The 12,413-nt window shown below is 43.6% G+C and carries 8 protein-coding genes and 1 pseudogene; 3 read left to right on the forward strand and 6 right to left on the reverse strand.

The window, feature by feature from the left end:
• Positions 1-24: 24 nt before the first annotated feature.
• Positions 25-1,281: a transposase gene (locus tag J7529_RS11665; protein ID WP_318729098.1), complete on the reverse strand. Its 1,257-nt coding sequence runs from the start codon at positions 1,279-1,281 to the stop codon at positions 25-27.
• Between the two features lie 42 nt (positions 1,282-1,323).
• Here J7529_RS11665 and tnpA point away from each other — a divergent pair.
• Positions 1,324-1,725, forward strand: a pseudogene (gene tnpA, locus J7529_RS11670) (IS200/IS605 family transposase); the annotation flags it as partial.
• Between the two features lie 224 nt (positions 1,726-1,949).
• On the opposite strand, the gene J7529_RS11675 reads toward tnpA, so the two are convergent.
• Positions 1,950-6,383, reverse strand: coding sequence for a hypothetical protein (locus J7529_RS11675; RefSeq protein WP_318729099.1), 4,434 nt, complete (start codon positions 6,381-6,383; stop codon positions 1,950-1,952).
• A gap of 362 nt (positions 6,384-6,745) precedes the next feature.
• Here J7529_RS11675 and J7529_RS11680 point away from each other — a divergent pair, with 362 nt between their 5' ends.
• Positions 6,746-8,461, forward strand: a complete 1,716-nt coding sequence (locus J7529_RS11680) for a HAMP domain-containing sensor histidine kinase (protein ID WP_318729100.1) — start codon at positions 6,746-6,748, stop codon at positions 8,459-8,461.
• A 164-nt stretch (positions 8,462-8,625) separates the two neighbouring features.
• Positions 8,626-9,411 carry an EAL domain-containing protein gene (locus J7529_RS11685; protein ID WP_318729101.1) on the forward strand — a complete coding sequence of 262 codons (786 nt, stop codon included), beginning with the start codon at positions 8,626-8,628 and terminating at the stop codon, positions 9,409-9,411.
• 105 nt (positions 9,412-9,516) lie between these two features.
• On the opposite strand, the gene J7529_RS11690 is transcribed toward J7529_RS11685, so the two are convergent.
• The 4 genes from J7529_RS11690 to J7529_RS11705 form a co-directional block, all read right to left on the reverse strand.
• Positions 9,517-10,101 carry a thioredoxin family protein gene (locus tag J7529_RS11690; protein ID WP_271941696.1) on the reverse strand — a complete coding sequence of 195 codons (585 nt, stop codon included), beginning with the start codon at positions 10,099-10,101 and terminating at the stop codon, positions 9,517-9,519.
• An 88-nt stretch (positions 10,102-10,189) separates the two neighbouring features.
• Positions 10,190-11,221: a peptidoglycan-binding domain-containing protein gene (locus J7529_RS11695; RefSeq protein ID WP_318729102.1), complete on the reverse strand. Its 1,032-nt coding sequence runs from the start codon at positions 11,219-11,221 to the stop codon at positions 10,190-10,192.
• A 126-nt stretch (positions 11,222-11,347) separates the two neighbouring features.
• The gene (locus tag J7529_RS11700) at positions 11,348-12,067 is read right to left on the reverse strand and encodes a peptidoglycan-binding protein (RefSeq protein ID WP_318729103.1); all 720 of its coding nucleotides are present in this window, start codon (positions 12,065-12,067) and stop codon (positions 11,348-11,350) included.
• An 18-nt stretch (positions 12,068-12,085) separates the two neighbouring features.
• Positions 12,086-12,259 carry a hypothetical protein gene (locus tag J7529_RS11705; RefSeq protein ID WP_271941687.1) on the reverse strand — a complete coding sequence of 58 codons (174 nt, stop codon included), beginning with the start codon at positions 12,257-12,259 and terminating at the stop codon, positions 12,086-12,088.
• Positions 12,260-12,413: the final 154 nt, after the last annotated feature.

Raw genomic sequence — 12,413 nt, forward strand, 5'->3', positions numbered from 1 at the left:
CGGGTAGAGTGCGGACTTCTCCGCCTAGCTTTTAGAACTAGGTTTAGCGTTTTTGAGTGAGGTTTTGCCCAGCCCCACTTGCTTAATCAATAAGGCAGAATTAACGTCTCTTGGCATTGACGCACCGCAATGGGGACAATTATGCCAACGATCTGATAATTTCTTGGGCACTCGATTTTGGCAAATTGCACAATGTTGAGACGTTCCCGATGGATTAACTTTCATGACCTTCCGCCCAGCTTTTGCGGCTGAGTGCGGAAGGATATCGTTCAAGAATCTACCTATCCCAGCATCAGCAAAACTTTTGTTTAATCCTGATTTTGCCGATTGTCCATTAGGAAGATATGTCCCGTTTTCAGCTTGTTTCGGCTTATTTTTTCGAGACATATTGGCAATTTTCAGATCTTCAACAAAGATAATCTCAGCTTTATCGATTAACTCATTAGCCGTCTCCAACTGCCACTGCCGTCTTTGTCTGGCGATCTTCTGATGCAATTTAGCGATCCGATGGTTCAATTTTCGACGTGGCTTTGAACCTTTGTTTTTCAGATCGCGTTTGGCTTGAAGTTTCTTTAGTTTATCTTCAGATTGTCGATAGAACTTAGGCGGTTCTTTAGTCTCACCGTCTGAACAAGCGACAAAATACTCCAACCCGGAATCAATTCCAATGCTATTAGCGCTTGTTGGTTCTATATCAATTTGTGGCCAATCAGGAACTGATTTATTCTCTAGGGAGAGAGTCAAATACCAACCATCAGCTTTCAGAGAAACAGAAGCCGTTTTGACTGAAAACCCTTCTGGCAAAGGACGGTGCTTGATGAATTGGATTGAGCCAATCTTAGGTAAATTAATAGAATTGCCGCTAATCCAATCCCTTTTTGCCTGAGTGTAAGTGAAAGTTCGATAGCGATGTTTCCTTTTGAAACGAGGCTTTCCACTACGCTTGCCATTGCTGTCCCCTTTAATAAAGCGGTCAAAAGCAAGCTTAACTCTTTTGACCATATCTTGAAGAACCTGAGAGTGAACCTCCTTATACCAAGGTCGCTCTTTTTTCAATTGTACCAATCCTCTTTTTTGACCGTAATAGTCAGGTTGATCTGTTGGCTGTGCAATACTAGCGATTAATGGACAAGCATTGATAGGAGTGCGATTCATTTCCCACCAATCGAAACGAGCCGCAAGTAACCCGTTGTACTGTGAACCCAACATATCTAACCAGCGAGACATTGTGCATCGTTGGAGGTAGGTTGGCTTAAGCCTGTACTGGTAGGTGGTTCGCATGATAGGTTTGAATAACCGTCTCTATTATAGCATACAGTCACTATGAAAGACGACTTTATTTCAAGTGGCCGAGCGGTTTCTGACCTGAAGGCCCATTTAGTGTTGACCACAAAATACAGACGGAAGGTTTTTGATTAAGAGATATTGGATTTTCTAGCAAATACAATATCTGATTTATGCCAGAAGTGGGATTGTAAATTAATTGAAGTCAATGGAGAATCCGATCGTATTCATATTTTATTCCAATATTATCCTCAGCTTGCTTTGCCCAAATTTATTGCCAATTTGAAATCTGTCTCTAGCCGTAAACTTAGATCTGAGTTTACTGAAAAAATTAATCGATTCTATAGAAAATCTGTGTTGTGTAATGAATCTTACTTTATTGCCAGTTGTGAAGGAGTAAGTGTTTCAACTCTGAAGCGATATATTGAGCAACAAGGTTCTAGCAAGCATGGAAAAGAAAGGGGCATCGTAGAGGCGAAGCGGCTTCTCGAAGAGTACCCCTTCCTTTTCCCGTCTCTCATCCCGACGCTCACCTTCGGTAGAGCGCGGGGCTTCCCGCCGTCAAGCTAAAAAAATCACTGAGTTAGTTTAATTCTAACTCAATCTGTGAGGACAAATTATAAAAGCACAAAGGATGACTCAGGCTGGATCAAGGGAGTAGTGAATCAGAATTTGAAGCACAGTTGATGTTCGGCAATATTGAGGAATAATTGGGGTGGATCGCCGGGTTCTAAGCGTCCTTCGTAGCTGGCATTAAAGCAACTAAAGATGAGAGGTTCATTGCCAGAACCTTTCATAGACATGGTTTTGAACAATAGGCTAGAGTTGATTAAATCGACCCGCAGGCGATCGCCACTGAGGATATCGGCAATTAACACTTGTTTGACCATTGGAGTAACCTTAATCACGAGGTTTTTAAGGGTGAACCACAGCACTCCATGGCTAATGTGCTTCACCTCCACCTCTTTGGGTAAGCCTAAAATTTCGACCGGGTGAATAGTCTGCTCGTTAGTCGTCGGCAGATCTAAAGAGCGTTCAACCGATTGATGTGCAGGGGCTGTCTTAGTAGACTCTGGAACAGGAGGGGGATTTTTCTGCTGGGGTTGGGGAGGGGAAGGACGGTGTTGGGGAGCAGAGGGAGGAGTTGCTGATACCGTATCTAGGGGGATTTTCCAACTGCGGGATTTTTGCGCTAGTTCCGAGCGAATGCGGATCAGGCGGTTGGTTTTGCCCTTGGTGGTGTAATAGTCTTCCTGTTTTTTCTTGGTGGCTAACCAGCGCGTGCGGGCAAGCTGTTGGGTGTTGGCGGGATAATTGCCCTCGCAGAAGGTTTGATAAAATTCTAGGGTAACTCCCAAACCGCCGATTTTTTCCAGGGCAATGCCCACTTGTTCCATCAAGAGATAATTTTGCCAGTTGGATTGACCCAGAAACTGGTCTTTAATTAAATATTCGTAGCGTTGGCGATCGGGAATTGAGAGGCGATTGGGATGCAAATTAGAATGGGCTAATTCATAAATCACTACCGCCAAAACTTGAGTTTTTTCGACAATATCGGTTAACCGTTCGCGGGTGCATTGCTCAAAAATTTCCGGTAATTCTGGCCAAGATTCCCGACGGATTAAATATTGCAGCCATAGGGGTAAAACTTGGCGCTGTTCTCTGGGTTCAGAAATCTGCTCAAAACAGCGCTTTAGAGCTTCGGTATCGTCTAAATACAGATAGGCCATAAAGGCATGATAGTAAGAGTTTTGGTTTTCTAAAATAGGAGCAACATAGCGTAACCAGGCAGGATCTTTGGGCGATCCCGCTTCATTCCAAGACTGATAAATGAGATGTTCGAGATCGGAATGACTCTTGGCTGGGGTCGATCCTCTAGCACTTGAAGCCAGTTTCAGATATTCTAAGCCTTCGGGAAGTCCGACTAATTGGGATTTGGCAAGATAATATTCCCGTTGTTCAGTTGCTTGAGCAGAGGTGAAACAATCTACGGCTTCTTGATACGCTTTTCCGCGATAGAAGCAAAGTCCGGCTGAAGTAAGTAGACCTGGATATCCAGCATCTGATAAAGCTTGCAGAACTTCACCGATATTGTACCAAATGGCGGGTTGTAAGGTACTTTCGTCGTTAATTTCTTCGATGTTTTGCTGATAGGTTTTGATCGCTATTGCCCATTGGGGACTAAAACGATGTTGCTCTAAAATTTGGGTCTGATTATGGTGATAAACCTGTAATGCTTGGGTGAGGGTTTGTATGGCTTCCTGGTCAAATTCTGAGACCATGAAGTTAATCAGAGGTTGTTCGAGGCTATGGCGATCGCTAAGTTCCGGGCGATCGGCCACATCCTGATACCATTGATATAGGTCAGCCCAACAGGAGCCTTGCCAAAAACAATCCCAAGCTTCTTCTTCTTCTCCCAGTTGCCAAAATTCTGACCCAGCTCTTTGATACTGTTGTTCAAATTTGAGCGCCCAAGCTTCACAAAGATGGCCTTCTTCTAAATTACCAATGGTTCGATAATATTGTTTGGCTCGCCGTAGCAGTTTGGGATCTTGGGCGTTTAAGCCTTCGGTTCTAAGCATTAGAGCAACGGAGGGTAAGTCATCTTCTTGCAAATCCTTCGCACTTTCATCGGTTCCAGTTTGCAAAAATTGTATCCGTTGTTGCCAGTCCTGGAGATTTTTTACCCGTCCCCAATGGGTTTCTACGTGATGAGGATCGTTGATCTGATCCCATAGGGTGCGATCGCCCAAGGGGGTATCGACGACAAATAAGCGTTCAATGGCGCGACTAGCTGCCACATAGAGCTTATTAAAGAAGTATTCCACTTCAATGCTCAATTCGGGGCGATCGGCTTCTAGGAGCGTCCAAAACCGGTGATGACAGGCTTCCCCAAATTTATACAAAATCACCCGCTTAAATTCGAGTCCTTTGGCGGCGATCGCACTGAGGACATTTTTGGGCGGCTCCCCATCACTCCATCCTTCAATTACTTCAGACAAGACTTCATCCTCTTGGATATAGGCAATTTCTCCGCCTTCTTCGCAGGGAATAATGATAATTGTATTTTGGATATATTCCTTAAATACTTCCCGAGGCAAATTGTCTTCTAAGATGAATTTTTCTGGCAATAGTTGTCCTTGCTTCCAAACTCTTTGAGGTTTCAGATCTCGGTGATTAAATAAGAGATAGCGCCAGAATTGAATCAGGTTATTGAATTTTACAATTGGAGCGTATGAACGGTAGTTGCATTCTAATTCTTGGAAATTCATTTCTAACCCCAATTGACGGGTGGGATCGAGTTGAATCACCACTTCACTATAAAATGCGGCCTTAAAACTATCCCAGCGAAATCCTGTTGGATTCAGGGTCTGAAACGGATCGCCTGCAAACACAAACGGAAAGTTTTCTAGGGTTTGATATCCCAGATCGTAGCGAGAAAAAATAGAAAGCCTTAAAATTAATTGTAGCTCAATACGGGTAAAATCCTGGGATTCATCACAGAAAATCGCGGTATAGCGGGCTAAATCCAGGGGCAGTTGCAAGACCTGTTTAATTAAGTCTTGATCGTCCCAGTATCCGGATTCTTGTGCTTTTCTCTGATACCAATTTTGCCAAAGGGTATAAATATCTTTAAACTCTTGAATGGGAACCGTTCGTTCCTTACGTGGAACTTCAAACTCGTAGTCCTCTAAGGTCATCTCTTCCAAGCCATATCCCTTAATGAACGTGCGAATGACATGCCAACACCGTTCCGGGGAGTAATGGTGGGCGGTGCGGAGGGGACAGTGCTGATATAAGACCTTGAATTGATGAAAGGAAATATAGCGGTCTAAGGCAAATTTTTCGGTATATTCTGGGGGTAAAAGGTTAAGCAAAAAACGCTGGAAAGGTTTAAAAAAATGTCGAATATTGGGAATCGGATCGTCGTTGGTTTGTTGGGAAACAAAGCGATGATGAAATTTTAATAGTTTTTGGACTCGGTCTTTGGCAACCTCTAGCAGCCGCTCATTGTAGGTTAAAAATAGGGGATTGCCAGGTAAGAGGCGATCGCTATAATAATAGAATTTGCGATAGCAATAGTCGGCAAACAGATAAAAGAGGAGCGTTGATTTACCACTTCCTGCTTGTCCGTTTAAAAACAAGGGAAGAGCGTGATTACCTGGGGTTGAGACAAAGTTTAAGAGGCTCTCTTCTTCCGCAGACAGGGCTAAATTGACCTTCGGGGAACCCTCAAGGATTAGCCAATCCTCATGGGCGAGCAAATAATTGGGATAGGCTCGGCGAGCTAGGGCAGTAATGGAATTGAGGTTAAAATGGCCGTTCAGATAATTGACAGTTTGATTGTAGAGATAGGTGCGATCGCCAATAGCACTGATTTCCTCAGGCGTGGGATAATGGGAAAACGGACACAAGAGAAACAGAATCGACGATGATTGATCCGCACAGACAATCCGACTAAAGAGAATATAGCGATCGCCTGCTCCATAAAGCAACACTCCCGGCCACTCAGTCGTCTGTTCCGTCGATTGGGGACTCTGAATCACTTCTACTAATTGGGTATACTGGGAAGCATGCGATCGCATCGCTGCACTACTTAACTCCCCAAACCAAATTTCACTCTCATAAATTAATGCACCTTGGTTTTCCCGTTTCCATCCTGGAGGTTCCAACCAGGGTAATAAATCGGGGTTTTCCTGCACCAAAGGCCGCACCCGATGGGGAACCTGCTCTAAATTGTGTTGACCCAATAGCCAATTCTCCAATTCTCCAGGTTGAATCTGAAGATCGAGATACTGCTGGCCAAACCCTTCCCGGTCTCTAAGAAAATGTTCATAGTCTTTTGCTCCCCGCTTGAGGATATCGAGCAACACCAAAACATCCTCCCCCGCACTTTCCCCCTGCACCCGTACCATGCGAGCAATCAATCGATAATTATGGTCAACCTTGCGCTTGAGATAAGGATACAGGCGCTTAAAATGAGCTTGGGCTTGATCGACACTCTGAGGCAACAGTTCATCACAGAATCGATTAATGTAGCTCTCCAGATTATGCTGCTTGGCTTTGTGTTTAACTTGATCTGTGCGATAAACGTACATGAACTTAATGGGGTTCAGAGAGTAGGAATAGTTTAAATTCTAGTGGATCGTTAATTCCCCTGCCCTCACTCTGATGGGAAGATACCGATAACAGTGGAAACTGCTGTTATGGAGTACACTGTAAAATTCCTTTTCGCCATGTACCCCCAGACGACTCCTGGGTTTGAATCGCTGTAACTCCACTCAGGACAAGCAGGGAGTCGCCATTGGGGAGTAAGAAAAACCTAAGATTTAATCTAATCTTTAATTTTCATGTGATTCAGATCACCAATTTTTGGGACTTCATACCCTTATAGTTAAGAAATATTCTCAACAACTACCAGTGCTCCCAATCTTCATTGGCGATAATGGAGTAATCTAACATGACTTATTTTTTAGATCGCAATCGTCGCGGCATTGCTCTATATCGTAATGTACCCGTTACAGCCCTCACCATCCTTAGTGCAATTTTCGCGATGATTCTTGCTTCTGCAACTTGGCAATGGGAGCGGCGCGAATTGAGAAATAGCTTACAGATTCAAGCCGATCGCCTTCAACATTCCTTAGAACAACAATTCTCTACTCAACAAAAAATCCGTCCAGAGCAGATCGAAAGGCTGACATCGAGTGAATTAATTCAGACATTACTAGAACACTCCCTACGGGGGCTGAATCTAACCGAGCTAGAGATTTATTTTTGGCAAGGTAACCTGAAACAAGATCTAGAACCCGTAGCGCTCTATAAAGTGAATGAGCGATTATTTATCAACAATCTTGAGGAAAACCCTCCGAGTCTAGTTGGTCGGGGGTGGTTATGTCCAGAATTTGCCCCGCCGACGAGTTCAGCTTCTGGGCAAGCATTTCGTCAACTGCGGCGATCGCGAAATTCCGTGACGCTACCCTGTCAGCGATCGCTAAAGGTGAGCGATCGTGAAATTTCTTGGTTACTGATCCCTACTGCTCAATACATTGCCCCCGATCAATATTGGCGGACTTGGAGCATCATTATCGGCAGTACAGCTTTAATTACCTTTCTGAGCATTTATCTCAGAGCTTCTCAGCGCTACATGCTCCAAATTGAACAACTCCTCAGAAAGCAAACGGAGAAAGCAAATACTCTACAAGAGACCCTAACTGAATTACAAAACACTCAAGCCATGCTCGTTCACAGCGAACGAATGTCGGCATTGGGTCAAATGTTAGCGGGTATCATTCATGAAATCAAGAACCCCCTCCATTTTCTCGGAGGTAACTTAGTGCCACTTAAAGACTACTGCGAATCTCTTTTGACCCTCCTCAAGTTATATCAAGAATATTATCCCGAACCGGTCGAAGCCATTGTTGACTATAGTGAGGAATCCGATCTCGAATTTATGATGGAAGACTTTCCTGATTTACTCAATTCCATGAAGGTGGGAACCGAACGCATAGCCCAGATTGTGCAATCCATGCGGACTTTTTCTCATGTTGATGAATCTACGATGAAACCGGTAGATATCCATGAAGGTTTAGACAGTACTTTGCTGATCTTATACAATCGATTAAAAGCCAAAGATTATCGCTCTGAAATTGCCATCATCAAAGAATATGGAGAGATTCCCAAAGTCGAGGGTTACAGTGGGCAAATAAACCAAGTCTTTCTGAATATTATCGCCAATGCCATTGATGTACTCGATGAGCGAAGCAAAAAGCAGAAGGAGCAGGGCATTTCTCTCGAAAAAGGTGAAATTAAAATTCAAACTTCTGTGGCAAAAGAAAACCAAGTGCAAATCAAAATTGTTGACAATGGCTTAGGAATGTCTGATGAAGTAAAAGCGAAAATATTTGAACCATTCTTCACTACAAAATCGGCGGATAAGGGGACCGGTTTAGGGATGTCAATTAGCTATAAGATAATTGTTGATAAGCACAGTGGTCAGCTATTGTGCCAGTCTAAAATAGGAGAAGGAACCACGTTCTTGATCAATCTACCAATATCGCGATCGCCATCCCCAAGTCAAGTTGGATCTCAATCCCTATCTGCCACTCAACTCAATATGTGTAACTATGCTATCGTTCTAGGCGCTGGTCATGGATCATCTCCATTGGTCACCAGTTAAGCTCAACATCCTTAGTGTTAAGTACCCAAGACAAAAGGAATAAGAAGGCTAAATCATCTTATGCTAGTGCAACGAAACATTCATTGAATTGACAACGGAGAAAAAATGTTGGTTTTCATACATTATTCAAATCTTCTAGACAAAAACGAAGAAAAGTAGAAAAAATGCAGTTAAACAGCTCAGGTTTGAAAGTAAAAAAGATAGATGCTTGGGTCAATTGGTCTAAGAGTATAGATGAGTTAATCTCGGAACAAAGATATGGAGTAGAGTATCAACCGATTGTTGAAGTCAAGAGTCAAGAGATCTATGGATTCGAGTGTTTAGCCCGCTTTTTTGATACCTCTAATCAAGCCATTCCACCAGATATAGTATATCGGGCTTTACACAACACACCACTCCAACTCTGTGAGGTTGAATATCAACAAAAAATACTGCAATTAGCTCATGCCCCCAAAAAGACGAAGCTTTTTGTCAACCTCGATCAAGATTCGTATTTTTCCTGTAGTAGAGAACAATGCAAAACCCATTCTGGAAAAAATCCATTTGTAGAGTTATTTCATAATTATCAAAATAGTGAGGGAATTGTCGTCGAGTTAATTGAAAATACTGAAATCAATCATGCTATGATGAGTTTGTCCATGATCCATGAATTATCAAACGCCACAATTGAGACGGCTCTTGATGATGTTTGTAATCCACAATCGATGATCTCCACGTCAGTCATGCAACTGGTTGATTTTATTAAACTGGATCGATATGTTGTTCAGAATAAACAAAACAAAAATCTAATTTGTTTAGTTCAGTTCTTGACTAATTATGTGCATGGCACAGAAAAAAAAATTATTTTAGAAGGAGTGGAAACCGAAGAGGATTTGGCTTTTGCGCAACGAATGCAAATTGATTACGTTCAAGGTTTTTTATATCGCGATCGGTTTATCAATTTATCTTAGAGGAGGGAAACCAATGAAACGGTTATGATGAAAGTATTGAATAATATTCTTCTGTCCAACATTCACAATCCACTTGATATAAAATTCCTGGAGACATCCGATCGCCTACTGCACGACCTGAGATCCATGACTGCGGGGATCGGAAACTATGGGGACTTCACTTCGTGAACCCGATTCTAGGCTGGATACTTTGCCGATATTGCCAGCGTCGGGAATGGGGACACCCGCCACGAGAGCGTCTAATTTATCTTTGAGAATGGGTTTGGGTAATTCGCCAATTGTTTCGGCGATCGCCTCTCCCCGACGATCTAAAAATACAAAATGGGGAATGCCATCGACGCGATAGGCATCCATTTCTGGCAACCATTTGGTATTATCCACATTCAACATCACAAAATTGACTTGTGCCCCATAGCCCTCTCGCAACGCTACCATATCAGGAACCATGGCTTGGCAACTTAAACACCAATTGGCATAAAATTCCATTAACGTTGGCTTCTCATTCTCTAGGGCAACTTCTAGCGGTGTAGAGGTTTCGGCCAACTCAGACAGAGACGTAGACGGATTTTGGGTTTGTAGACCTAGAAACAAAGCTACACTTAAGGCGATCGCCGTTAACGCCACCACCAGATTACGGATGCGAGTCGCCATAGGAGCTTGGGTATTGAGATCGGCAACAGGTTCAGTCATAGAGGATCAATAGGAGTAACAGGTTTAGGTGGTAAGTGAGTGTTCAAGGGCGATCGCCACAGGAATCATTATCCTTGATATTTAGAGCTTAACGGAAATAGACGACTCTGGCATTAGTAAAACCTTGCGATCGTAATAAAGCCGACTGACTCTCCGCACGATCTCGATTGTCATAGGCTTGTATATAAACAAATCTCCCTCTTCGATTTCGAGTTTGTATAGCGCTGGGATACCGTATGCGGATTTGTTGATATACAAAATTATTACCGGTTGGAATCACGACAACATATCCTTGGAGTGTTACACGGGGAAAAGTATTGTTTCCTCCGGCTATTGGGTCCGATCCTAAACCTAATTCTGCTAGAGTTCTGCTATCAGCTATGCCACTAGGAAATAAACCTCTGAAGCGCTGAAACTGCTCCACAGCCTCTGTTGTTAGTTGGCCATAGATGCCATCAATTGTGCCTCGATACCATCCTAGATCTTGCAGTCTACTTTGCAGTAGCTGAATCTGCCCGATCGGAGAACTGGGTGTTACTTGCTGTAATCCAAAGTTTGTTCCAAAGGGTTGATTAAAGTTGGGTTGACCCAGAGCCGGATTAAAGGAATTCGGAAAGGGATCGCCAAAAGTGATACCGGGGGTAAAAGATGGCGTATTAAAAGGTGCTGGAGGAGGGGGCAGAATTTGAGGGAACGTATTGAATCCTGCTTGTGGCAATTGGTTGAACAAGATCCGATTGATCGCAGATTGAGTTTCCGAACCCACTATGCCATCGACCCCAATACCAGCATCACGTTGGAAACCAAGTACTGCTTGCTCAGTTGCTCCATCAAAGACTCTGGTGATGGGGCCTCGATAGTATCCTAATAGCTGGAGATTTTGCTGAAGTTGAGCTACATCTGTGCCAGAATCTCCGAATCGTAGAGCTAGAGCTACTTGCGCTAAAGTCAAGATCGCCAGCGCGATGCCTAAAGAGAGTAATCGTAGGATCAATTGACTAGAAATTGGTTTAGCCAGCAACTGTTGCCAAAATTGCTGGATTGATTTTCGTAAAACCCGTTTGGTGCTGGTCGGGTCTTGATAGGCTAGGGCTAGATGGAGATAGGCTAGAGAGTCCATAGAGAGTAGGAGATCTTAATCCAGGTGTCGATGCTGCCCCTATTTTAGGCGATTTTTTCGAGCAAAATGACTCAAGATTGCTCACTTGCAATTTCTTTGGTTCAGAGGGCCACCACCTAGAGAAACTCAGCGAATATCTTCTGCACTAATGCCATACTTCTGTTGCGCTCTGGATATGGCTTCTTGGGTTAGGGGGCCTAAGATGCCATCTAAGGGGCCATCATACAATCCTCTGGCTTTTAAACGGCGCTGTAATTCTAGAACTTGGGGATCTGACCTGGAACTTAAGGACTGACCCACTGGCGCTCCGTTTTCGAGTCGTGCTTGAGTTCGGCGGCCATAAATGCCATCTGGGGTTAAGCCTTGGACTTGTTGATAGGAGCGAACCGCTTCCTCGGTTAAGGAACCATATAATCCCGTAATGGGGCCATTAAAAAAGCCTTTGGCCATCAGGTTTTCCTGTAGAGCCGTGACTTCCGGGCCTTGGTCTCCGCGCTGGAGTACGGGAGAATTGTCTAATGTCGATCTTTGGTTTCCTCCCGATCGCAATCGACTCCAAGTTTCTGCGCCCACAATACCATCGGGAATTAATCCCCGATCGCGTTGAAATCGGATGACCGCTTCTTGAGTCACTTCCCGAAATCGTCCTGTAGGTTGTAAATCAAAATACCCTAAATCTTGGAGTCGTTGCTGCAATTCCCGCACTTGCGGCCCATCATCTCCTATTTCTATAGCTCTGACTGAGAGGGTCAACGACCCCAGAATCAGGGTTATTGTTAGCAAGCTTTGGATTAAGCGAGAACCCAAAAAGATGAATTTACCGAATGGTAACACAAGGGTAAACATGGATCGAATCAGTATCAATTAGTGCATTTGCCGATCGATTAACCAAGCGCAGATACCAGCAAATAAGGTAATGGCTAAACCGACTAGGGGGTGTTGTCCTTGACTGACGGCAAAAGAAGTTACAATGCCTGCACCGATACTACCAGTAACGATCGCTTCAAGCCAATCCGAATTAGAAGACTTATTATACATAAAAGATGATTTCTGGATGAGTGCTGATCAATTTTGTCTTCTCAGGGTATCACCCAAGTTTCTTTTCAGTGCATAATTGCCCCTAAATTGCAATCAAGCTTGAGGTTTAGAGATATTTCTTAACATTTAATTTGCGCTTCGCACTAGGCCATAG

It is taken from the genome of Roseofilum sp. Guam (assembly GCF_017746735.1).
Taxonomy (GTDB): Bacteria; Cyanobacteriota; Cyanobacteriia; order Cyanobacteriales; family Desertifilaceae; genus Roseofilum; species Roseofilum reptotaenium.